The 22,449-nt window shown below is 68.5% G+C and carries 24 protein-coding genes; 9 read left to right on the top strand and 15 right to left on the bottom strand.

What is annotated here, in order from left to right; genetic code table 11:
* Positions 1-184 precede the first annotated feature (184 nt).
* Both ACMX37_RS15975 and ACMX37_RS15970 read right to left on the bottom strand, forming a co-directional pair.
* Complete coding sequence (locus ACMX37_RS15975; RefSeq protein ID WP_073974563.1) at positions 185-463, bottom strand: integration host factor subunit beta; 279 nt, start codon at positions 461-463, stop codon at positions 185-187.
* A gap of 212 nt (positions 464-675) precedes the next feature.
* Positions 676-1,014 carry a GntR family transcriptional regulator gene (locus ACMX37_RS15970; RefSeq protein WP_233996815.1) on the bottom strand — a complete coding sequence of 113 codons (339 nt, stop codon included), beginning with the start codon at positions 1,012-1,014 and terminating at the stop codon, positions 676-678.
* A gap of 173 nt (positions 1,015-1,187) precedes the next feature.
* Here ACMX37_RS15970 and ACMX37_RS15965 point away from each other — a divergent pair, with 173 nt between their 5' ends.
* The 4 genes from ACMX37_RS15965 to ACMX37_RS15950 all read left to right on the top strand — a co-directional run bounded on the left by ACMX37_RS15965 (position 1,188) and on the right by ACMX37_RS15950 (position 6,094).
* Complete coding sequence (locus ACMX37_RS15965) at positions 1,188-2,768, top strand: peptide MFS transporter (RefSeq protein WP_483146865.1); 1,581 nt, start codon at positions 1,188-1,190, stop codon at positions 2,766-2,768.
* A gap of 88 nt (positions 2,769-2,856) precedes the next feature.
* Entirely contained in the window at positions 2,857-4,284 is a 1,428-nt protein-coding gene (locus ACMX37_RS15960) for an amidohydrolase (protein WP_483146864.1), read from the top strand.
* Positions 4,281-5,591, top strand: coding sequence for an amidohydrolase family protein (locus tag ACMX37_RS15955; protein WP_483146863.1), 1,311 nt, complete (start codon positions 4,281-4,283; stop codon positions 5,589-5,591). Before ACMX37_RS15960 ends, ACMX37_RS15955 begins: the two co-directional genes overlap by 4 nt.
* The gene (locus ACMX37_RS15950) at positions 5,591-6,094 is read left to right on the top strand and encodes an FKBP-type peptidyl-prolyl cis-trans isomerase (protein ID WP_483146862.1); all 504 of its coding nucleotides are present in this window, start codon (positions 5,591-5,593) and stop codon (positions 6,092-6,094) included. Before ACMX37_RS15955 ends, ACMX37_RS15950 begins: the two co-directional genes overlap by 1 nt.
* Here the strand turns inward: ACMX37_RS15950 and ACMX37_RS15945 are convergent.
* A complete protein-coding gene (locus ACMX37_RS15945; protein WP_483146861.1) occupies positions 6,091-6,456 on the bottom strand; it encodes a winged helix-turn-helix transcriptional regulator in 366 nt (121 codons plus the stop codon). The two genes, ACMX37_RS15950 and ACMX37_RS15945, sit on opposite strands and share 4 nt — an antisense overlap.
* A gap of 79 nt (positions 6,457-6,535) precedes the next feature.
* Between ACMX37_RS15945 and ACMX37_RS15940 the strand changes: the two genes are divergently transcribed.
* Positions 6,536-7,003 carry a PaaI family thioesterase gene (locus ACMX37_RS15940; protein ID WP_483146860.1) on the top strand — a complete coding sequence of 156 codons (468 nt, stop codon included), beginning with the start codon at positions 6,536-6,538 and terminating at the stop codon, positions 7,001-7,003.
* A 48-nt stretch (positions 7,004-7,051) separates the two neighbouring features.
* Positions 7,052-7,729, top strand: coding sequence for an NnrU family protein (locus ACMX37_RS15935; protein ID WP_483146859.1), 678 nt, complete (start codon positions 7,052-7,054; stop codon positions 7,727-7,729).
* A 7-nt stretch (positions 7,730-7,736) separates the two neighbouring features.
* Here ACMX37_RS15935 and ACMX37_RS15930 read toward each other — a convergent pair whose 3' ends face one another.
* Together ACMX37_RS15930 and ACMX37_RS15925 are read right to left on the bottom strand one after the other, a co-directional pair.
* Complete coding sequence (locus ACMX37_RS15930) at positions 7,737-8,060, bottom strand: hypothetical protein (protein ID WP_483146858.1); 324 nt, start codon at positions 8,058-8,060, stop codon at positions 7,737-7,739.
* A gap of 34 nt (positions 8,061-8,094) precedes the next feature.
* Positions 8,095-8,892: a crotonase/enoyl-CoA hydratase family protein gene (locus ACMX37_RS15925; RefSeq protein WP_483146857.1), complete on the bottom strand. Its 798-nt coding sequence runs from the start codon at positions 8,890-8,892 to the stop codon at positions 8,095-8,097.
* 110 nt (positions 8,893-9,002) lie between these two features.
* Between ACMX37_RS15925 and ACMX37_RS15920 the strand changes: the two genes are divergently transcribed.
* On the top strand, positions 9,003-9,968 hold the full coding sequence (locus tag ACMX37_RS15920; RefSeq protein WP_483146856.1) for an MlaA family lipoprotein: 966 nt from the start codon (positions 9,003-9,005) through the stop codon (positions 9,966-9,968).
* 1 nt (position 9,969) lies between these two features.
* Here the strand turns inward: ACMX37_RS15920 and dxs are convergent, their stop codons facing one another.
* From dxs to rpe, 7 genes are all read right to left on the bottom strand, one after another.
* Complete coding sequence (gene dxs / locus ACMX37_RS15915; protein WP_483146855.1) at positions 9,970-11,904, bottom strand: 1-deoxy-D-xylulose-5-phosphate synthase; 1,935 nt, start codon at positions 11,902-11,904, stop codon at positions 9,970-9,972.
* Positions 11,905-11,975: 71 nt separating this feature from the next.
* Positions 11,976-12,440, bottom strand: coding sequence for a Fur family transcriptional regulator (locus ACMX37_RS15910; RefSeq protein ID WP_483146854.1), 465 nt, complete (start codon positions 12,438-12,440; stop codon positions 11,976-11,978).
* A gap of 53 nt (positions 12,441-12,493) precedes the next feature.
* Positions 12,494-13,174, bottom strand: a complete 681-nt coding sequence (gene msrA, locus ACMX37_RS15905) for a peptide-methionine (S)-S-oxide reductase MsrA (protein ID WP_483146853.1) — start codon at positions 13,172-13,174, stop codon at positions 12,494-12,496.
* Between the two features lie 5 nt (positions 13,175-13,179).
* The gene (locus tag ACMX37_RS15900; protein ID WP_088912943.1) at positions 13,180-13,365 is read right to left on the bottom strand and encodes a hypothetical protein; all 186 of its coding nucleotides are present in this window, start codon (positions 13,363-13,365) and stop codon (positions 13,180-13,182) included.
* Between the two features lie 225 nt (positions 13,366-13,590).
* A complete protein-coding gene (purH, locus tag ACMX37_RS15895; RefSeq protein WP_483146852.1) occupies positions 13,591-15,192 on the bottom strand; it encodes a bifunctional phosphoribosylaminoimidazolecarboxamide formyltransferase/IMP cyclohydrolase in 1,602 nt (533 codons plus the stop codon).
* Positions 15,193-15,200: 8 nt separating this feature from the next.
* Positions 15,201-17,069, bottom strand: coding sequence for a heparinase II/III family protein (locus tag ACMX37_RS15890; protein WP_483146851.1), 1,869 nt, complete (start codon positions 17,067-17,069; stop codon positions 15,201-15,203).
* Positions 17,069-17,731, bottom strand: coding sequence for a ribulose-phosphate 3-epimerase (gene rpe, locus ACMX37_RS15885; protein WP_483146850.1), 663 nt, complete (start codon positions 17,729-17,731; stop codon positions 17,069-17,071). The genes ACMX37_RS15890 and rpe overlap by 1 nt, the downstream gene beginning before the upstream one ends.
* A gap of 244 nt (positions 17,732-17,975) precedes the next feature.
* On the opposite strand from rpe, the gene ACMX37_RS15880 reads away from it, so the two are divergent.
* Positions 17,976-18,512, top strand: a complete 537-nt coding sequence (locus tag ACMX37_RS15880) for a DUF2141 domain-containing protein (RefSeq protein ID WP_483146849.1) — start codon at positions 17,976-17,978, stop codon at positions 18,510-18,512.
* Between the two features lie 25 nt (positions 18,513-18,537).
* On the opposite strand, the gene ACMX37_RS15875 is transcribed toward ACMX37_RS15880, so the two are convergent.
* The 3 genes from ACMX37_RS15875 to ACMX37_RS15865 all read right to left on the bottom strand — a co-directional run bounded on the left by ACMX37_RS15875 (position 18,538) and on the right by ACMX37_RS15865 (position 21,128).
* A complete protein-coding gene (locus ACMX37_RS15875; protein WP_483146848.1) occupies positions 18,538-19,440 on the bottom strand; it encodes a hypothetical protein in 903 nt (300 codons plus the stop codon).
* Positions 19,437-20,486, bottom strand: coding sequence for a diacylglycerol/lipid kinase family protein (locus tag ACMX37_RS15870; RefSeq protein WP_483146847.1), 1,050 nt, complete (start codon positions 20,484-20,486; stop codon positions 19,437-19,439). Before ACMX37_RS15870 ends, ACMX37_RS15875 begins: the two co-directional genes overlap by 4 nt.
* Before the next feature lie 201 nt (positions 20,487-20,687).
* A complete protein-coding gene (locus ACMX37_RS15865) occupies positions 20,688-21,128 on the bottom strand; it encodes an Lrp/AsnC family transcriptional regulator (protein WP_483146846.1) in 441 nt (146 codons plus the stop codon).
* Between the two features lie 137 nt (positions 21,129-21,265).
* On the opposite strand from ACMX37_RS15865, the gene ald reads away from it, so the two are divergent.
* Positions 21,266-22,360: an alanine dehydrogenase gene (gene ald, locus ACMX37_RS15860; protein ID WP_483146845.1), complete on the top strand. Its 1,095-nt coding sequence runs from the start codon at positions 21,266-21,268 to the stop codon at positions 22,358-22,360.
* Positions 22,361-22,449 lie beyond the last annotated feature (89 nt).

Genomic DNA, 22,449 nt, shown 5'->3' with positions numbered 1-22,449 from the left:
GGGGCACCTGCGGGCGCGCGTTCGCGCTTGCGGCCCGTCCGTTGGCGAGCCGAGGCAGCGCGGTTCTTGGTCTGATGCACTGATCTCGGTCGCAAAGTGGCCGCGAGCGCACGCGCGCGAGCCGCAGGTGCCCAAGCCCGCAGGGCTTGGAACAGCACCGAGGAGGGGGGCGCGGAGGCGCCCCCTACTTATTCAGGCGCTCGCGGATTTCCTTGCCGGCCTTGAAGTAAGGCACGCGCTTCGACGGCACGTCGACCGTCTCCCCGGTGCGGGGGTTGCGGCCGCTGCGCGCCTCGCGTTCGCGGGTCGAGAAGGCGCCGAAACCGCGCAGTTCGACCCGGCCCCCCTCGGCCAGGCGCTGTGCGATCTCGTCGAAAAAGATGTCAACGACCTGCTCGATCTCGTCGGCGCGAAGGTCTGGATTGTCCTTGTGCAGTTCCTGCAGCAATTCGGATCTGATCATGGCGATCTCCCGACGCCCGTGACGGTCGAGCCGCCACATCACGTCGCCAATGCGGGTTACCCCGTCGTTTTCCTCAACTCGCCTCCGACCCGTGAGGCGCCCCCTTTAATCGCAGCGCGGGCGCGGATGCAATCCCGACGACTACAATTGTATACAAAGCGTCGCATTACGGGATCCCTCCGCAAACGACACTGTTTTAAGTTGTATTCCGCTCAGGAGACGAGCGCAAGGTCTGCCGGATCAAGGCCGAGCCGCGCCATGCGGCTGCGGATCTCGGGCCATTCCTCGCGCAGGAAGGCTTCGCGCTCGGCGGCGCGCAGGCGCTCGGCGGCGCCGCGCACGACATACATGCCGACCCCGCGCTGCACCTCGACCAGCCCGTCGTTCTGGAACTGCTGGTAGGCCTTGGCGACCGTCAGCGGGTTTGCGCCCTGCTCCGCCGCGAGTGCCCGCACCGAGGGGAGCATGGCGCCTTCGGCATAGACCCCGTCGATGATCGCCGCGGCGATCTGGTCGCGCAGCTTCAGATAGACGGGGCGGTTGGGGTTCATGGCGGCAGTGTCCCTTGCAGGGTGCATCAGTGCCATAATACAGCCATGCGGTCAAGGCAGGGGGTAATCCGGTTACACCCGAAACAAAAGCTTCACACAGGCGACAGAGGCGCTAGGTTGCCCCGCCATGGGACCGCGCCCGGGAGGGGCGCACTTCAGGGATTCTATCTGACATGGCCACCGCCGATCTTCCGCACGGGGACAGCGCCGGGACTTTCCTCGGCCACCCCAAGGGTCTGTTCGTCCTGTTCTTCGCCGAGATGTGGGAGCGTTTCTCCTACTACGGCATGCGGGCGCTGCTGATCTTCTACCTTACCAAGCACTGGCTGTTCTCCGACAGCCAAGCGGGCGTGATCTACGGCGCCTATACCGCGCTGGTCTACATCACCCCGGTGCTAGGCGGCTATCTCGCCGACAAGTATCTCGGGCAGCGGAAGGCCGTGACCTACGGGGCGGTGCTGCTGACCTTCGGGCACTTCCTGATGGGCTTCGAAGGCAATGGCGGTCAGGATGCCGCCAGCCTCAGCATCTTCTGGCTGGCGCTGGCCTTCATCATCGTCGGCTCGGGCTTCCTCAAGGCGAACATCTCGGTGATCGTCGGCCAGCTCTACCCGCGCACCGACGTGCGGCGCGACGGGGCCTACACGATCTTCTATATGGGGATTAACCTCGGCGCGTTCCTCGGCTCGCTGCTGTGCGGCTATCTCGGCGAGACCTACGGCTGGGCCTACGGTTTCGGCGCGGCGGGCGTGGGGATGCTGCTGGGCCTGATCGTCTTCGTCGGCTTCAAGCCACTGCTGCTCGGCCGCGGCGAGCCGCCCGCTCCGCTTGCCAAGGGCACCGAATGGGGCCTCTACGCCGTCGGCGTGGCGGCGGTCGGCGCGTGCTGGTGGATGGTGCAGAACCAGGCCGTGGTCGGCTACCTGCTTGGCGGGTTCGGCCTGCTGCTCGTGGCCTATGTCCTGTTCACCGCGGTGGTGAAGCTCGAACCGCACGACCGCGACCGCATCTTCGCCGCCATGTTCCTGATCCTCGGCTCGATCCTGTTCTGGGCGCTGTTCGAACAGGCGGGTTCGTCGCTCAACCTCTACACCGACCGCCACGTCGACCGCACGATCTTCGGCTTCGAGGTTCCGGCCTCGGTGTTCCAGTCGGTCAACGCGGCCTACATCGTCCTGCTCGCCCCGGTCTTCGCGGCGGCGTGGACGTGGCTCGGCAAGAAGGGGCTGGAGCCCTCGGCCCCGGCCAAGTTCGGCCTCGCGCTGATGCAGCTGGGCGCGGGCTTCCTGGTCCTGGTGGCGGGCGCGGCGAACGGGGTTGCGACCCCGGTGCTGTTCATCTTCCTCATCTACCTGCTCCACACCACTGGCGAGCTGTGCCTCAGCCCCGTCGGCCTTTCGGCGATGAACCGTCTGGCCCCGGCGCACATGGCGTCGCTGATCATGGGCACGTGGTTCTTCGCTTCGGCCACCGGCAACTTCGCCGCCGGCCTCATCGCGGCGGCGACCGGTTCGGAGAAGGCCTCGGGCGAGGGCGCGGGCCAGCAGGTGGTGCTCGACGTCTATTCGCAGATCGGCTGGATCGCTGTGGCGGTCGGCATCGGCGTGCTGGTGATCAGCCCGCTGATCAAGAAGCTGATGCACCTCGACACGCTGCGCGACGACAATGTGGGCGATGATCTCGAGGGCCAGGCGGGCGTCGGCGTCGAGCCGCAGCAGGCCGGCATTCACCCCGCCACCCGTCCGGCGGGGTAAGCGAGGCCGGACGCAATAATCGTCCAACGGCATGGACAAGCCTCGCGTTTTCCGTTCCAAAGCGGGAATCGGAAAACGCGAGGTTTGAATGTTTGCAGACAAGACACGGCGGGCCCGGGCAGGCCTGCTTGCCACGCTTGCCGGCGCGCTGGCGCTGGGTGCCTGCGCCACCACCGGGAGCGCGGGCGACACCGCCAGCGCATCGGGCGCCGCCAAGCAGGAAGGCAAGCTCGCCGCCAAGCGCGAGAGCGAGGGCGTGTTCCCCTCGACCTACAAGCCCTTCCCCAACATCGCGACCGCGATCCGTGGCGCGACCGTCTATGACGGCAAGGGCGGCAAGATCGAGAACGGCGTGGTCTTCATGTCCGGCGGCAAGATCGTCGCGGTCGGCGGCCCCGACACCCCGATCCCGGCCGACATCGCGGTGTTCGACGGCACCGGAAAGTTCGTGACCCCCGGCATCATCGACATCCACTCGCACCTCGGCGACTATCCCTCGCCGGGGGTGGATGCCCATTCCGACGGCAACGAGGCGACCGCGCCGACCACCCCCGAGGTGTGGGCCGAACACTCCGTGTGGCCGCAGGACCCGGGCTTTGCCCGCGCGCTGGCCAATGGCGGCGTGACCGCCCTCCAGATCCTCCCCGGCTCGGCGAACCTGATGGGCGGGCGCTCGGTCACGCTCAAGAACGTGCCCTCGCGCACCATGCAGGGGATGAAGTTCCCGGGCGCACCCTATTCGATGAAGATGGCCTGCGGGGAGAACCCCAAGCGCGTCTACGGCGCCCGCGGGCGGATGCCCTCGACCCGCATGGGCAACCTCGCCGTGAACCGCGAGACCTGGCTCGCCGCGATCGACTACGCCAACGACGCGAATGCCAAGCGCGATCTCGGCAAGGAGACGCTGGTGGGCGTGCTCAAGGGCGAGATTCTGATCCAGAACCACTGCTACCGCGCCGACGAGATGGCGCTGGTGCTCGATATGGCCAAGGAGATGGGCTACAAGGTCGCCGCCTTCCACCACGCGGTCGAGGCCTACAAGATCGGCGATCTCCTTCGTCAGAACGACGTGTGCTCCGCGATCTGGGCCGACTGGTACGGCTTCAAGATGGAAAGCTACGACGGGATCCTCGAGAACGCCGCCTTCCTCCAGCGCGAGGGTGCCTGCGTGGTGATCCATTCGGACGACGCGAACGACATCCAGCGCCTCAATCAGGAAGCCGCCAAGGCGCAGGCGGCGGGATTGCGGCTCGGGATCGACATTCCCGATGCGACCGTGATCCAGTGGATTACATACAACGCCGCCAAGGCGATGGGCATCGCCGACATGACCGGCAGCCTAGAAAAGGGCAAGATGGCCGACGTGGTGCTGTGGAACGGCGATCCGCTGAGCGTCTATTCGCGCCCCGAGAAGGTGTGGATCGACGGCGCACTGATGTTCGATGCTATGAACCCCAAGATCCGTCCGGTGAGCGATTTCGAGCTCGGCCAGCCCGGTGAAGGAGATGTGAAATGAAGCGGCTCCTTCCCCTCGCCGCCAGCGCCCTCGCGCTCGCCGCCGCCCCTGCGATGGCGCAGGATGTGACGATCACCAACGCCCGGCTGGTGCTGGGTGACGGTTCCGCCCCGATCGAGGGCGGCACCGTGGTCGTTCAGGCGGGCAAGGTCGTCTATGCCGGACCCGCCAGCGGCGCACCGGCGGGCGGCAATGCCGTCGATGCCAATGGCTCCTGGGTCACCCCCGGCCTGTTCGCGACCGTCACCACGCTCGGCCTCGCCGACGTCTCGGCCGTTGACGAATCGAACGACATCACCGCGGGCGGCACGCCCTTCAGCGCGGCGCTCGATGCCTCCACTGCCATCAACCCGACCTCGCAGCACATCCTCGTCCACAAGGCCGCCGGGATCACCCGCGCCGCCACGACGACCCTGCCCTCGGGCTCGATCTTCGCAGGCCAGGGGGCGATCATCGATCTCGACGGGGATGCGCGGCCCGTGGTGCAGGCGCGCGCCTTCCAGATGATCAACCTCGGTGAGGGCGGGGCGGCCGAGGCCGGGGGCAGCCGCGCGGCGGCCCATGCCTTGCTGCGCGCCGCCCTGCGCGAGGCGCAGGCGTTGGTCGGCAAGAACGCGATCCCCGAGACCACCGCGATCGACAAAGGCGATGCGGTGCTGCTCTCGCGCTTCGATGCGGAGGCGCTGGTGCCGGTCGTGACGGGACGGCAGAAGCTCTATGTCGCGGTCGACCGCATGGCCGATATCCGCGCCGTTCTGGCGCTGAAGCAGGAATATCCGAAGCTCGATCTGGTGCTGGTCGGCGCGACCGAGGGCTGGCTCGTCGCGTCCGACATTGCCGCCGCCGGGGTGCCGGTGATCGCCAATGGCCTCGTCGACCTGCCCGAGACCTTCGAGCAGCTGGGCGCCACCCAGTCCAACGCCGGGCGCCTCGCGCAGGCGGGGGTCAAGGTCGCGATCAACGCTTCGACGATGCAGAACCCGCGCCGTTTGCAGCAGGTGGCGGGCAATCTCGTCGCGCTGACGAAGATGCCGGGTGCGGCTGGGATGGATTGGGGCAGGGCCTTCGCCGCGATCAGTTCCATTCCCGCCGAGATCAGCGGCATGGGCGGCAAGGCCGGGGTGCTCAAGCCCGGCGCGCTCGGCGACGTGGTGATCTGGACGGGCGATCCGCTCGAAGTCGGCAGCGTGCCGACCCGCGTGTTCATCGACGGGCGCGAGCAGGACCTCACCAACCACCAGACCCGCCTGCGCGATCGCTACATCGACCTTGACGAAAGCGACCGGCCCAAGGCTTACGACTGGTGATGACCGCATCCGCCAAGCCCTTGGCGGCGTTCGCCGCCGCGCTCCTGCTCGCGCTGCATCCGGTTCAGGCGCAGGACAGTGGGTCCGCGCCCGACCCCCGGGCGCAGAACCCCGCTTGGCACGCGCAGCAGCAGGCCTACCTGCTGGGCCTGACCGCGGCGGATGGCTGGCACTTCATCGACGGCGGGGTGCGCTGGCGCTGGGTGAAATATCTCGCCTCCGAGAAGAAGCCCGAGGTCTCCGACGTAGTCACCGTCCATTACGAGGGCAAGCTGATCGACGGGACGGTGTTCGACAGCTCCTATGCCCGCGGCCAACCGGCCACCTTCCCGCTCGCCCGGCTGGTCAAGGGCTGGCAGCTCGCCATCCCGCAGATGGGCGTCGGCGAGACGATCGAGATCGCGATCCCCGCGGACCTCGCCTATGGCCCGGTCGGGCGCGGGCCGATCCCGGGCAACGCGACGCTGGTGTTCAAGGTCGAGCTGATCGCGATCGCAGACTAGGGCCGCGCCTCGCCGAACGCCCGCGGCCACAGGCCCGGGCGCTCGTCCTCCGCATAGAGATGCCGGGCGCTCCAGTCACCGAGCTGTTCATAGAGCGGCACCAGCGCGCGCGCCTTGTCGGTGAGGATGTAGCGTGCCCGCTTGCCCTCGGGCGGCTCACGCACCATCAGCCCCGCCTCCTGCAGGATCGCCAGCCGCGAGGTCAGCGCCGCGCGGTTGATGCCGAGCCGCTCGACGAACTCCTCGAACCGCTCCGCCCCCAGAAAGGCGTCGCGCAGGATCAGCAGCACCCAGCGATCGCCGAGCAGGCGGGCGGCGCGGCCGATGGGGCAGGGCGCGCGGGAGGGGCGATAGGTCTTCATCCGTCTGATTATCAGACTTGCGCAGCCGCTTGGCAAGCGGCATAACGTCTGTATTGCAGACTTGAAGGAGCCCGCCGTGATGTCGACCAGACCCGTCACCCGTTTCGACAGCCCCGAAGCCTCGGTTGCCTACATGAGGAAGGTCGCGGTCGCGCGGTCGGGCTTTTCCGCCTGGCTCGATGTCGAGCCGGTGAAGGTATGGGAGGGAGAAAGCGAACTCACCCTGACCTTGCGTCCCGAGATGACCCAGCACCACGGCTTCGCGCATGGCGCGATCGTCGGGCTGATGGCGGACAATGCCTGCGCCTGGGCCGGAGCCTCGGTTGCGGGCGACGTGGTGACGGGGGGCTACACCATCGACTTCCTCCGCCCCGCAAAGGGCGAGCGGCTGCGGGCGAAGGGCACGGTGGTAAAGGCGGGCAAGCGGCAGGTGGTGGTGCGCGCCGATGTCTGGGCGGAGAGCGAAGGCGAAGCCCCCGTCCATGTCGCCGCTGCGCAAGCGACCATCGTGCCGACCGGTCTCGCCAGCGAAACCGTGGCCATGTGACGCAGCCCCGCTAGGCGCGCGGCCCCAACCCATGTTAGGCTGCCCGCCATGGACGGGAACATCATCGCACTCATCGCGGCGAACATCGCCTTTGTCGGCTCGCACTTCGCCATGTCTCACCCGCTGCGCACGCCTATGGTGAAGGCTCTGGGGGAGAAGGGCTTCAGCCTCGCCTACACGGCGGTGAGCTTCGCGACGCTGGCGTGGGTCTATTTCGCATTTCTCGCCGCCCCTGCCGCCGACCTGCCGGGCTCTGGCGAGGCGGGGTGGATCATCGCCACGATCCTGACCTGGCCCGCGATGGTGCTGCTGGCGGGCTCGTTCATCGGCAACCCCGCCCTGCCGACCCCGCAGGCCGAGGCCCAGACCCGCGCCGAGCCGCGCGGGGCGCTGCGCGTCACCCGCCATCCAATGATGTGGGGGATCGGCCTCTGGGCGATCTCGCACATGGTGCTGTTCTGGAGCACCCGCACGATGGTGACGGCGCTGGCGATGGGCATTCTCGCGCTGGTCGGCGCGAGGCTGCAGGACGCCAAGAAGGAGGCCCTGATGGGCGCTGCCTGGGCGGAGTGGGAAAGCAAGACGAGCTACTGGCCGCGCTGGGGCCGGCTGCTGTCGGTCGGCGCCGTGCCGCTGCTGGCAGGGACCGCGCTGTGGCTCGCGGGAAGCTGGGTCCACCTGTGGCGCGCCGGCATCCCGGCGGGCGTGTTCCGCTGGATCGGCTGACCGGGCCTTACCCCGGGTTCTGGTCCATGAACCGCTTCACCTCGCTGCGCGACATGGCGGGCCGGTAGCCAAGTTCGGCCTCGACCCGGTCACGCAGCTCGACCTTGAGCGACTGCCTCCCGAGAGGCTGTTCGTCGATGAAATAGTCGATCGTCTTCTCCTCGAGCACCACCCGCGCCATGATCTCGCGCAGGGCCCGGCCGAGCAGCTTGTCGCGCCGGTCCTGCTTCTTCTTTTCCTTCTGGAGCCGCCACGCGAAGACCCAGCCTCCTGCGGCGACCAGCAGGCTGGTGAGATTGGCCCCGAGGGCGATCCACAATTCGATGCTCACGGCCTTCCTCCTGTCAGGCCGCGCGCCGGCCCGCCTATTCGCCCTTGAACACCGCCGGGCGCTTCTCGATCAGGGAGGCGACGCCCTCCGCGTGATCGGCGGTGGTGTGCATCATAGCCTGCGTGTTGGCGGCAAGTTCCAGTGCGGTGTCGTAGCTGGTCTGCTGGCCCTGGCGGAGCAGGTTCTTGGTGTGGCGCAGGGCGTGCGGCGGGAGCGCCGCGATCTTCGCCGCCAACGCCCGCGCCTCGTCCATCAGCGCATCGGCCGGCACGACGCGGCTGACGAGGCCCCATTCCTTCGCCGTCGCGGCGTCGATCACGTCGCCGGTGTAGAACAGCTCCGCCGCACGGCTCATCCCGATCACGCGGGGGAGGATCCAGGTGCCCCCGTCGCCGGGGATGATCCCGAGCTTGAGGAAGGTCACCCCGAACTTCGCGGTTTCGGAAGCGATGCGGATGTCGGCAAGGCAGGCGACGTCGCAGCCGAGGCCGATCGCCGGCCCGTTGACCGCAGCGATCACCGGTACGCGCAGGCCATAGAGGGCCCGCAGCATCTGGTGGATGTTGTCACGGTAGCCGTCGGAAATGGCGGGGGTGGTGCCGCCGAAGGTCCCGGTCTTGTCACGCATCGCCTTGACGTCGCCGCCCGCGCTGAAGGCCCGCCCGGCGCCGGTCAGGATCACCACGCGGCACTCCATGTCGCGGTTGATCGCATTGGCGACACGCACGAACTCGTCCCCGTCGCCGGGCGCGCCGAGCGGGTTCATGCTCTCCGCGCGGTCGAGCGTGAGAATGGTGACGGGGCCTTCCTTGGCGATCTGGATCAGGGACATGGGGGTAACTTGCGCCTTTGTGTCTAACAATTCAGCTTGCGTATAGGGCGGGTGGTTAAAGGGCAAGAATTGCGCAGCAACGTGGAACCGCCTCAAGCGAAAGGAGTGTCATGCCGGGTCTTGGGCTGATTGCGACCTCGCCTTCGCTGCTGGGCGCCGCTCTCGCCGCCGCACCGCTGCCCTTGCCGGCGCAGGTGCCGGTGGCCAATGTCGTGCCGCTCGCATGGAGCCTCGCGGCGGCGCAGGAATCCGGTCCGCCCGCGCAGGAGGATGAACCGCCCGTCGGCGAGATCGTCGTGGAGGGCGAGATCGGCCCGCCCAAGAGCGACCCGATGGAGCGCGTCAACGAGGAGAGCTATCGCCTCACCCAGGCGGTTGACCAGGCGCTGGTCGAGCCGGTCGCCTATGCCTACCGCGACGGCCTGCCCGGGCCGGTGCGCGACGGGCTCGGCAACGTGGTGCGCAATCTGGGGGAGCCCAGCAACGCGCTCAATTTCCTGCTGCAGGGCAAGGTCGGCAAGGCCTTCGAGACGCTCGGGCGGATGGCGATCAACACCACTATCGGGGTGGGCGGCCTGTTCGACGTGGCGGGCAAGAAGGCGGATCTGCCCTATCGCCGCAACGGCTTTGCCAACACCATGGGCTATTACGGGGTGGGGCCGGGGCCCTATCTCTACCTGCCGGTGACGGGGGCGACCAGCGTGCGCGATCTCGCCGGGAGCACGCTCGACCAGCTGCTGCTGCCGCTGGCGGTGGGCAAGCCCTTCAACCGCCCTGCCTATGCGGCGACCTATTTCGTAGTGAACGGGCTCGACCAGCGGCTGGAATTCGACGAGGAGATTGCCAGCATCCGCAACGCCGACGATCCCTACCGCCTGCGCCGCGAAACCTACCTCGCCCAGCGGCGGCAGGACATCGCGGAGCTGAAAGGCGAGCCGATCTCGGAACGCGACCGGATGTGGCTGGAGGAACTGGAGGCAATGAAGGCGCAATCGGCAGCGCCTCCGGATGACAGAGCCACGCCTGTGGAACCGCCTGCCAATCCCGAGACCTTGCCGATCACCCGCCCGCGCTAGGTCAGGCGCGCGCTTCCTCGGCCTCCGCGTCGATCCCCGCGCTGTTGTGCTTCAGCGCCTTGAGCACGGTGTCGACGATGTGCGGCGCGTTGAGGCCGGCCTCGTCGTACTGCTTCACCGGGTCGTCGTGGTCGATGAAGGTGTCGGGCAAGCGCAGGGTGCGGACCTTCAACCCGTTGTCGGTCAGGCCCTCGTCGCTGGCGAAGGTCAGGACATGGGCGCCGAGGCCGCCGATGGCGCCTTCCTCGACCGTGACGATCACCTCGTGGGTGCGCATCAGGCGGGCGATCAGTTCCTCGTCGAGGGGCTTGGCGAAGCGCAGGTCGGCGACCGTGGTCGAAAGGCCCTTGGCCTCGAGCGTGTCGGCGGCCTTCAGCGCCTCGGCCAGACGCGCGCCCAGCGAGAGGATCGCGACCTTGCTGCCCTCGCGCACCAGACGGCCCTTGCCGATCTCCAGCTTCACCGGAACCTCGGGCAGGGGCACGCCGGTGCCGTTGCCGCGCGGGTAGCGGAAGGCGATCGGGCCCTCGTCATATTCGGCGGCGGTATAGGTCATGTGGACCAGCTCGGCCTCGTCGGCGGCGGCCATGACGACCATGTTCGGCAGGGTGGCGAGATAGGTGATGTCGAAGCTCCCCGCATGGGTCGCTCCGTCCGCGCCCACCAGCCCGGCGCGGTCGATCGCGAAGCGCACGGGCAGGTTCTGGATGCACACATCGTGCACCACCTGGTCATAGGCGCGCTGGAGGAAGGTCGAATAGATTGCCGCGAAGGGCCGCATCCCCTGTGCGGCCAGACCGGCCGCGAAGGTCACCGCGTGCTGTTCGGCGATACCGACGTCGAAGGTGCGCGCAGGATGCGCCTTGGCAAATTTGTCCACCCCGGTGCCCGAAGGCATGGCGGCGGTGATCGCGCAGATCCTGTCGTCGGTCTCGGCAAGCTTCGCCAGCGTCAGGCCGAAGACGTCCTGATAGGCAGGTGCCGTCGGATTGCTCTTGGCCTTCTCGCCGGTGACGACGTTGAACTTGGGGACGCCGTGATACTTGTCGGCGGAGTTCTCGGCGGGGGCATAGCCCTTGCCCTTCTCGGTCACGACATGGATCAGCACCGGGCCTTCGGAGGTGTCGCGCACGTTCTCCAGCACGGGAAGCAGGTGGTCGAGATTGTGCCCGTCGATCGGGCCGACATAGTAGAAGCCCAGTTCCTCGAACAGCGTGCCGCCCGTCACCATGCCGCGGGTGAACTCCTCGGCCTTGCCGAGCGTGTCGTGCAGGCGGCGGCTCATCTTCTGGATGGCGCGGCTGGCGAGGCTGCGGATGCCGAGATATTCGCTCGAGGACACCATCCGCGCGAGATAGGCCGAGAGGCCCCCCACCGGCGGTGCGATCGACATGTCGTTGTCGTTGAGGATCACGATCAGCCGGTTGCCGGCCTGCGCGGCATTGTTCATCGCCTCGTAGGCCATGCCGGCGCTCATCGAACCGTCGCCGATCACCGCGATCCCGCGCCCGGGCTCGCCTTTCAGCTTGTTGGCGATGGCAAAGCCCAGTGCGGCGCTGATCGAGGTCGAGGAGTGCGCCGCGCCGAAGGGGTCGTATTCGCTCTCGGAACGCTTGGTGAAGCCGGAAAGGCCCCCGCCCTGGCGCAGGGTACGGATGCGGTCGCGCCGGCCTGTGATGATCTTGTGCGGATAGCACTGGTGCCCCACGTCCCACACCAGCTTGTCCTCGGGCGTGTTGAAGACATAGTGGATCGCGACGGTCAGTTCGACCACGCCGAGGCCGGAACCGAGGTGCCCGCCCGAGACGCTGACCGCGTCGATCATCTCGGCGCGCAGTTCGTCTGCGAGTTGGCGGAGCTGTTCGGGCTTGAGGCGGCGCAGGTCGGCCGGAGTGTCAACCTGATCGAGCAAAGGCGTGTAAGGCGGTTGTGTCATAACCCCCAGCCTTACACCCGGAATAGCGGTGTGTCGACGCAAAGGCTTGCGTCAGATCAAACGCGCATCGCCTATGCACAGGCCTTGCACAGGCCGCGGATCTCCAGCACCGGACGTTCGGCCTTGAAGCCGCGTGTGGTGGCGATGGCGCGCACCGAGCGGCTCACCTCCTCGTCGTCGACATGGGCGGCCTCGCCGCATTCGTCGCACACGAGGAAGATGCAGTCATGCGCGCAGCCCGGGTGCGTGTTGGCGAGATAGGCGTTGGCGCTCTCGACGCGCATGGCGAGGTTGTTCGTCACGAAGACATCGAGGATGCGGTAGACCGAGTTCGGCGCGACCCGCTTGCCGCGCGCGGCCGAGAGGTTGTCGGCGATATCGTAGGCCGAGACCGGGCGTTCGTGCCGGGCGAGTTCGCTGAACACGGCCTCGCGCATCGAGGTCCATTGCTCGCCCCCCGCGACCAGCGCGCGGGCGGCCTCGGCGACGAGGTCTGCGCCCCGGTGTTCGTGGTGGGTATGTGCGTGCTGTCCCATGTCTGCCAATATAGGCGGACACGAGGAAAGCGCAAAGACGACTTGTGACAGTGTCAGGCGCCCTTGAGGAAGCTCGCGCGGTAGTGCTGCGGGAACATCTGCTTGAGCGCAGCCACCTTGGGCGCGTCCCACCGGACGATGTAGCCGTGCTTCGGGTTCTTCAGCATGAAGTCCTGATGGTAGCCCTCGGCCGGGTAGAAGGCCTTGTAGCTTTCGATCCGGGTAACGATCGGCTTCGACCACAGCCCCGACTTGCCGAGCTGGGCGAGGTAGGCCTTGGCGACGGCGGCCTGTTCGGCATTGGTCGGCACGATGGCGCTGCGGTAATGCGCGCCGACATCGGGGCCCTGGCGGTTCTTGAGGGTCGGATCGGCGACCACGGAGAAGAAGATGCGCAGCAGTTCGTCGTAGCGCACCACCGAAGGATCATAGGTGATCTTCACGGATTCGGCGTGGTCGGTCATGCCGGTGACGACGACGTCGTATCTCGCGCTCTCCTTGGTGCCGCCGTGAAAGCCCGAAACTGCGCCGGTCACGCCCTTGACGTGGCTGAAGACGCCCTCGACCCCCCAGAAGCAACCGCCTGCGAAGACCGCGGTCTTGAGGCCGGGCTTCTCCTTGGCGATGCGGGCGGCGGCGGGCGCGTCGACGGGTTCCTCGGCGGCCGTCGCGGGACCGGCGCACGCGCTCAGCGCCAGCGAACCGGCGGCGAGCATGACAGCGAGCTTGTGCATGAAGATCAGCCTTCGGAAGGCGCGATCACGAACTCCGCCGCGGGGGCCGGGGCCTTGACGATTTCGGCAGCCTGCGCGGGTGCGGCCACGGCGTCGCTCCAGCTTTCCGCGTTCGCGCCGACGATCAGCACTGCCCCGAGGACGAAGCCGATGCCGAAGTTGCGGAACAGGTCGGTGCTGAAGAGGCGCATTGGGTGCTCGTGATTCGCGTCGTTTCCGCCTGTTCCTTTGCCCGCTACCGGATTGCGGCGGGATGAACCGGCGGTCGGGCCGTATTGGGTATCGGCCCTATACTGGTTACGGATCGGCCGAAAAATAGTTGCGCGAGGGCGGGAGAAAGGTCCAGCCGTGCGCGCAGTGCGACAGGTTGCGCAAGCGCACCGATGACGAAGGGGCGTAGGCCCCTTTGCAACGCGTCAGTGCCGGAAGTGGCGCATCCCGGTGAACACCATCGCCAGCCCGGCCTCGTCGGCGGCGGCGATCACCTCGTCGTCGCGTATCGAGCCGCCCGGCTGGATCACCGCGGTCGCGCCCGCTTCCGCCGCCGCGAGCAATCCGTCGGCGAAGGGGAAGAAGGCATCCGAGGCGACCGCGCTGCCCACGGTGCGCGGCGCGTCCCAGCCATGGGTCTCGGCAGCTTCCTTCGCCTTGATCGCGGCGATCCGCGCCGAATCGCGGCGGTTCATCTGGCCTGCGCCGATTCCCGCGGTCGCGCCGTCCTTGGCGTAGACGATCGCGTTGGACTTGACGTGCCGTGCCACCGTCCAGGCGAAGAGGCAGTCCTTCAGTTCCTGCTCGGTCGGCGCGCGCTTCGTGACGACCTTGAGGTCGTCCGGCCCAATCGCCCCGTTGTCGTGCGACTGGATCAGCACGCCCCCGGCGATGGTCTTGAGCGCCAGCCCGCCCCGGCGCGGGTTCGGCAGGGCGCCGCATTCGAGCAGGCGCAGGTTCTTCTTTTTCGCGAAGATCTCGCGCGCCTCGGCGCTGACCGAAGGCGCAATCACCACCTCGGTGAAGATCGCGCTGATCGCCGCTGCGGTGGCCGCATCAAGCTCGGTGTTGACCGCGACGATCCCGCCGAAGGCCGACACGCTGTCACAGGCAAGGGCGGCTTCCCACGCCGACAGCAGCGAGCCGCCCTGCGCCACGCCGCAAGGGTTGGCGTGCTTGACGATGACGACCGCCGGTTCCTGCCCGGCGAACTCTGCCGCCAGTTCAAGCGCCGCGTCGGCATCGTTCAAGTTGTTGTAGGAGAGCTCCTTGCCCTGAAGCTGCGCCGCCTGCGGCACGCCCGCGGTGCCCGCGACCTGCGGGACATAGATCGCCGCCGACTGGTGCGGGTTCTCGCCGTAGCGCAGCGTGTCGGCGCGCTTGAAGGCGAGCGGGAGCGTTTCGGGGAACAGCGTCAGCTCGTCGCTGGCGGCAGGCGAGAAGGCGAACCAGCTGGCGATCGCGGCGTCATAGGCGGCGGTGCGGGCATAGGCCTTGCCAGCCATGCGGGTGCGGAAGGCCTGCGTGGTTGCGCCGCCATTGGCGTCCATTTCCTCGATCAGCGTCGCGTAATCGGCGGGGTCGGTGAGGATGGTCACGAAGCCGTGGTTCTTCGCGGCGGAACGCACCATCGAAGGTCCGCCGATGTCGATGTTCTCGATCACCTCTTCGCGGCTCGCACCCTTCGCCACCGTCGCCTCGAAGGGGTAGAGGTTGACCACCACCAGATCGATCGCGCCGATCCCGTGGGCCTCCATCGCGGCGACGTGTTCGGGATTGTCGCGCAGGGCAAGGAGGCCGCCGTGGACCGTGGGGTGGAGGGTCTTCACCCGCCCGTCCATCATCTCGGGAAAGCCGGTGAGTTCGGACACGTCCTTTACCGCAAGGCCGACATCGCGCAGGGCCTTGGCCGTGCCGCCGGTGCTGACCAGCTCCACGCCCCGCGCCGCCAGGGCCGCGCCCAGATCGGCCAAACCGCTCTTGTCGGACACTGACAGCAGCGCCCGCCGGATCACATTGTCGCTCATGGTGGATGCTACCCCGTTTTTCTCAGCAGCCAGGAGAATTGCCCCCCGCTGCGCAATGCCAGTCCCTCGATCACCAGCTGCTCGGTGGCATGGGGGCGGCCCTCGCCGTCGACCCACAGGCTGTCCTCGGCAGACAGGGTGATTGCGTCGGCGCCCGCCCTATCGCCGCCGAGCCGGAATTGCCAGAGCCGACCGTCGGGCAGCAGCAGGCTGGCACCCCGCTTGTCGCCGGAAAGCTGCACCTCCACCCCGCGCCCGAGGTGGAAGCGGATCGCGAAGCCGATCTTGCCGCGCTTTCCGTTCTTCGCGGTGGGCACGAGGATGTCCTCGCCGGCGAGCTCGGTTCCGTCGCCCGAGAGCGTCAGGATGCGCCGGTGGGTGAGGCCGAAGCGGCTCGCATAGCCATCATGCGCCGCCTCGATCCGGGTCGCCTCGCGCGCCCGACCGGGGACGGTGCGGCGGTCGAACTCCACGGTCTCCACCCCCTTGCCGAGCTTGCCGTGGAGCAGGACGGCAGTGGAATTGGCGTTGTCGAGCACCAGGGTCGAGAAGGCGGCCGTCGCGCGCAGACCCTGCCCGATGCGCGCAGGCACCTGCCCGCCGGCCAGTGCCGCGCCGCCGCAATTGACGATGATCCGCTGCGGCCCGTCCGAAAGCTCGAAGGCGAGCGTCGAGGCGCAGCCGGTGCGGGCGTGCTTGGCGCGCGGCGGCGGTGCCGTGTCGAACTGGACGAGGGTCTCGCCCGCCTTGATGCGCTGGTAGCCCCAGCCCCCGGCCTGCACCAGCGGGCGGGTGCGCACGCCGCTTGCCTCGATCACGGCGTTGACGCGGTCGGCCGGAATCGCGCCCTGCCCCTGCCAGCTGCCGAGCGAACCGTCGCCGTGACGCAGTCCGAGCAGCGGCGGGACGAGCAACTCGCGCATCACCGCGAGCGCGGGCGGGGGCGTGATCTTCACGGCATCGTAGCAGGCGAGCAGATCGGTCAGCAGGCGGATCGCCTCGAGCTGCGCGGCGGGGCAGCGCGACAGCACGCCGCCGTCCTCGCCGACCATGTCGCCCAGTGCCTTGACCAGCCCGGCCTCGCCGAACAGCCGCCGCGGCCTGCCGTGGGGGAGCAGCAGGCCCGCTGCGACCACGCCCGCATAAGCCGCGACCTGCCCGAAGCCCGCAGGCTCCTTCGGCGCGCGCTTGTCGAGCCAGCCCGCGGTCTCGCCGATGGCGGCGAGGAGGCGCGATTTCAGCGCCTTGTCGTTGCCGCCGAGCATCAGCGGGGCGTGCACCAGCCAAGCCACGAGCCGCAGGCCTGCCAGTTCCGTGTCCCATGCCGGACCCTTGCCGGGGACGCCGTGGGCGTGGAGCCACTGGGTCGCGATCCGCTCGGCGACGGCGGCACCGTCGGCGCGCAGCGCGCTGGCCGCGAGATCGGCGAGCCAGGCGAAGGAATGGACTATCCGCTCGACGCCGGGGGCGTGGTGCGCGGGCAGAGAGAAATCGAAGCTCGCGATTGGCAGGCGGACGCCGTGGATCAGGAAGTGCCCGGCGCGCAGGGCCGTGCCTGCCGCGCGATCGCCGCGGTTGGGGCTTTCCACCGTCGCCACCACCCGCAGCGGCTGGGGGCGGCGGAACGGAGCGGCGATGGCATGGCCGGGGATGCCGATACGGTAGGCGAAGCGGATCAGCGCCTCGCCGGGGCCGGAATGCACCGCGATCACATCCGACAGGGCGAGCGCGCGCGAGGGCTCCTCCGGGCGCGGCAGTGCTGGCGGTTCCGCACCGGGTTCGGCCCCGCCGCCGAGCGGCAACACCGGCGCCTCCGCCACCCGCTCCACCAGCGCGTCGGCCCGGGCCGCGGCAGGGGTGCGCAGCAGCGTCGCCATCACCTCTCGCCCTTCAGCGCGGCGATGTTGGCGGCGTAGGCGTCCGGCCCGCCCCTGAACGTCGCCGAGCCCGCGACCAGCACGTCGGCCCCCGCCTCGACGCACATCCGTGCGGTCTCGGCGTTCACCCCGCCGTCGACCTCGAGATGGATGGCGCGGCCCGAGCGCGTGATCATCGAGCGGATGCGGGCGATCTTGTCGAGCTGCGAGGGAATGAAGCTCTGCCCGCCGAAGCCCGGGTTGACGCTCATCACGAGGATGAGGTCGGCCATGTCCATGAGATTGTCGAGCACCTCAACCGGCGTGCCGGGATTGATCACCACCCCCGCCTTCTTGCCCAGCGCCTTGATCGCCTGGAGCGTGCGGTGGATGTGCGGTCCTGCCTCGGGGTGGACGGTGATGATGTCCGCCCCGGCATCGGCGAAGGCCTGGAGGTAGGGATCGACGGGCGCGATCATCAGGTGGACGTCGAATGGCTTCAACGTATGCGGGCGCAGCGCCTTCACGACATCGGGGCCAATGGTGATGTTCGGCACGAAATGGCCGTCCATCACGTCGATGTGGATCCAGTCCGCCCCGGCCGCGTCGACCGCGCGCACCTCATCGCCCAGCCGCGCGAAATCGGCGGAGAGGATCGAGGGGGAGATCAGGGGTGCAGGCATGACGGCGACGACAGATCCCGTGTGGCGCGATAGCCAGCCATACGGGAGCCGCGAATCCCGGGACAAGGCGCGCTGACGGCTTTTCCACCGCGGGTCCCGTCACGAGGGCACGAAAGCGGCAGATTAAGCCGCAATTCAGGCGCATCCTGCCACAGGGGGCGCCATGAGCCGATGAGCCCCTGCCCGCGCCTCCACCCTCTCCCGCTTGCGCGCCTGCGCTCCTCTCCTTACCTGTCCTCGCGAGATGTCCATGAACACTCTGCCGTCCCTCCCCAGCCTGTCCCGCCCTGTTCGCCGCGCCGCGGCAGGGGCGCTGCTGGCCGGCGCCCTCGCGCTGCCGGTGGCGGCGCAGGGCTTCACCTATGCCCGCACGATGACGAATGACCTTGCGCAATGCGCCGCGGACAAGGGTCCGGCGGTCCGGGTGACGTTGAACGGGCTGAAGTCCGCCGAGGGCAACCTCTTCGTGCGCGCCTATCCCGCCAACAGCCGCGACTGGCTGCAGAGCAAGCGCTACATCCTGCGCGTCGACGCGCGGCCGCAGCCCGGCAGCATGACGGTCTGCGTCCCTCTGCCGGCGGCGGGCGACTATGCCATTGCGGTCCACCACGACGTCAACGGCAACCGCAAGTCCGATCTGGCGGACGGCGCGGGGATGTCGAACAACCCCGGGATCAGGAAGATCCTCGGCCTCGTGCCCCGGCCGCCCTCGGTCGACAAGACCCGCTTCAGCGCGGACAGCGGGGTGAGCCGGATGTCGATCAACATGCAGTACATGTGACCGCTGGCCGCCGCGGGCGTGCGCGTCAGGCGCGGCGCCTGTGGTGCCACAGATCGAACAGCACCTGCGGCGCGGCGAGCAGCGGGTAGCGTTCTCGGAACGGCGTCACCTCGACCGGCATGCCCGTGTGCCGCTCGATCTTCCACGCGGCATAACGCGCCGCACCCTCGAAGGTGGTGCTGGCCTTGACGAGGCGCAGCAGGTTCAACGGCTTGCCGAGCCGGCGGCGGCGCTTCCACCAGCCGAGAATCCGAGCGCGCTCGGCCGGCGTCAGGCGCGGGGTGAGGATCGCCCCGTGCTGGCCCGGCGGGATGCCGGCCGCCTCCAGCGCCAGCGGCAGAAGCCCGGCGAAGTGATCGGCGTTGACCGCGAGAATATCGTTCTCGCGCCCGCCCTTCTCGACCCGGAACTCGGCGGCGTAGGTGGCGCGGAACAGGGCGCGCCAGTAATCCTCGGCGGTGCCGCTGGCCGGACCGAGCGCGGCAGCGAGGCGCGCGGCGGTGGCCGAGGCGGCGGCGACGGCGGCAATCACGTCGCTGCGGGCGGCCTCGTCCGCCTCCCACACCAGCGCGGAAGGCTGGACGAAGCGCGCCCAGATGGTGGTGTCCGTAAGTGTCCCCTCCGCCGCCCGGGCGAAGGTCGACAGCGCCATGGTGGCGACCTTGGCGCGCAGGGCCAGGCCCTCATGCTCGCGCTCGTGATAGGACACGCGCGGCCAGATCGCGCTGGTCTCCCGCCCCGGCAGCAGCACGTAGAAATCGAGCACCCCTTCGAGCGACCCGGTGCGCAGGTTCGAACCGTAGAACAGCACGGCGCGCGCGCCCGCTTCCTCGGCCAGCGCTCTCGCGAAGGCGGCGACGGCGGGATCGACCGGAGCGGCAAGGCGCGCGGCGATCCGCGCGGCGAGCCCGTCGGGCGCGCCGCTCATGGTGCGACGAAGGCGAGCTCCGGCCCCTGCTCGATGCGATAGTCGCCCGCGGGGAAGGCCTCGCCGTCGAGGATGAACTGATCGTCGATCGACAGGCTGAACTGGGTCGCGGCGAGCTGGTGGATGCCGCGCTGGCGCAGCGGACCCCTGATCTTGCCGAGCAGGATCAGCGGGATCAGCGCCGTGGTGCGGCGCGAGATCTGGTCGATCGCCACCAGCTTCAGTCCGCTCCTGATCGCGCCGAAGGGCTTGATCCCAGCAGGGAGCCGCTCGAGCGTCGAGGCAAAGAGCAGCTGGCGCATGGCGGGATCGCCGTGGCCGCTATGGACCATCGGCGCATCCGCGCTGCCCAGCCCGATGCGCATCCGCGCGCCCTTGCGCCACGCATTGCCGCGGGTCGCGAACAGCGACTGGAGCAGCGCCCAGATGCCGGTCACGGCGACCACCATCGAGTTGAAGGCGCCGAGCTTGTGCGCGCTCTGCCCCGCCTGGGTCGCCTTGGTGAAGGCGCCCGCACCGAGGATGAAGCCGGCCACCCGCGAAACCGCGCCGGGCTTCGCGTCGGTGCCGAGCGCCGAGACGTTCATCGGGCGGCGGTAGATGCGGCTGCCGTGATCGAAGGCCTCGATCGCGTCCTGCAAGGTCCAGTCGTCCGGCACGCCGAGATCGACGGTGAGCGCGTTGGTCTTGCCCTTGGGCAGCACCGCGATCGCCGGCCATTCATCGCCGAACACCGTCTGCCCGCAGGTCAGCACGTCGCGCACGGTGCCGTCGCCGCCGTTGATCACGAGGAGGTCGATCCCCTTCTCGGCGAATTCGGCGAGCGCAAGCGGCAGCTGACCGCGCTCGCGCGGCTGGGCGATGTGGACGTGGGGGCAGATTCCGCAGTCGAAATCGGCACCGAGATTGCGGTGGCTGCGCGGGTTGTAGATCACGCCGACCGTGGGCGCCTGCCCGGCATCGCGCATCCGCCGGACGCGCGCACGGGCGCGGCTGGCGGCGTCGACCCGCGGGATTTGCGCAAATTCGTAGATCGGCGTCGCCATGTCGGTCCTATACTGGTCGGAAAACTAACTTTCCACTGCAATAATGACCCTGAACGGTAACAGAACGTGGCCCCGCGACATCGGTGCTCCGCCGCGAAAAACAAGGGCTGTGGGGACGAAACCTGGCGTTTCTGGAAAGGGGCATCTTTCAACCGATTGCCACATTTGTCGCATACTTGCCGCAAGGCGGCGACAATTGGCTCAGTCGTCGCTTTCGAGCGTGCGGATCGTGAACTGGCTGACGAGCCGCTGCACCCCCGGGAGCGCCGACAGGATCTCGCGGTGGATTCGCTCGTAACTATCGTCGTCGCGCACCAGCACCTTCACGAGATAGTCCGAAGGGCCGCTCATCAGATAGGCCTCGGCCACTTGTTCGGTGCGCGCCAGCGCCTCCTCGAAGGCGAGCATGGTTGCCTGGCGCTGGTCCGTGAGCGTGACCTGCACGAAGACTGTCGAGGGATTGCCGCGCGCCGCGCGCGAGAGGCGCGCCCGGTAGCCGAGAATCGCGCCGGCCTCCTCGAGCGCCTTGACGCGGCGGTGCGCGGCGGACGGGCTGAGGCCGACGCGCTCGCCGATCTGTTCGCCGGTGAGCTGCGCGTCAGCCGCCAGCAGATCGAGAATCTTCCGGTCGATCCGGTCCATATGCTGAATTCCTGCATCGAGAGCGCCCCGAGTGCAAGAAAATCCCGCAGGGTCGCAGGGCGGCGCCGATGATTGCGAAGAACCCGCATTCACCTTCTGCTACATGCCGCGCCAGAGAGACATCAGGAGAGACCTCCATGCGCGTCGGCGTCCCCACCGAGATCAAGAACAACGAATATCGCGTCGGCCTCACTCCGGGTGCCGTCGCCGAGCTTACCGGTGCGGGCCATGCCGTGGTGGTGCAGAGCGGCGCGGGCCTCGGCGTCGACTTCACCGATGCCGCCTACGAGGCTGCGGGCGCGACGATCCTGCCCGATGCCGCCGCCGTGTTCGCGGGCGCCGACATGATCGTGAAGGTCAAGGAGCCGCAGCCCGGCGAAGTCGCGATGCTGCGCGAGGATCACCTGCTCTTCACCTATCTCCACCTCGCCGCCGACAAGCCGCAAGCCGAAGGGCTGATGGCATCGGGCGCGACCTGCATCGCGTACGAGACTGTCACCGCGCCCGACGGCTCGCTGCCGCTCCTGAAGCCCATGTCCGAAGTCGCCGGACGGATGAGCGTGCAATGCGGCGCGCATTATCTCGAAAAGCATCAGGGCGGTCGCGGCGTGCTGCTCGGCGGGGTGCCGGGGGTTGAGCCGGGCAAGGTGGTGATCCTCGGCGGCGGGGTCGCCGGGGTGAACGCGGCGCAGATGGCCGTGGGCCTGCGCGCCGACGTGACGATCTTCGACATCTCGCACCGCCGTCTGGCCGAGCTCGACATGATGTTCGGCAACACCATCCGCACCGCATTCTCCTCCTCGGTCGCGATTGCCGAGGCAGTGGCCGGGGCCGACCTCGTGATCGGCGCGGTGCTGGTCCCGGGGGCGGCTGCGCCCAGGCTGGTGACGCGCGCGATGATCGCTTCGATGCGCCCGGGCGCGGTGGTGGTCGACATCGCCATCGACCAGGGCGGCTGTTTCGAGACGAGCCATGCCACCACGCACGAGGACCCGGTGTTCCTCGTCGACGGGGTGATCCATTACTGCGTCGCCAACATGCCCGGCGCCGTGGCGCGGACCTCGACCATGGCGCTCGGCAATGCGACGCTGCCCTATGTGATGAAGCTTGCCAACCTGGGTGCGGAAGAGGCGATGGCCGCCGATCCGCACCTTGCCGCAGGGCTCAACGTCGCGGGCGGCCGGATCACCCACCGCGCGGTCGCCGAGGCGCTCGACCTGCCCTTCGGCTGAACGGGCGACGCGGCTCGACGAACGGGGCTTCATCCGGATTCCGTTGCCCGCTAGGCCCCCTTCAGGCGCCGCAACGGGCGCGACAAGGG

This window comes from Porphyrobacter sp. THAI-01a, from assembly GCF_056868655.1.
This window is presented reverse-complemented; position numbering and strand designations above follow the sequence as displayed.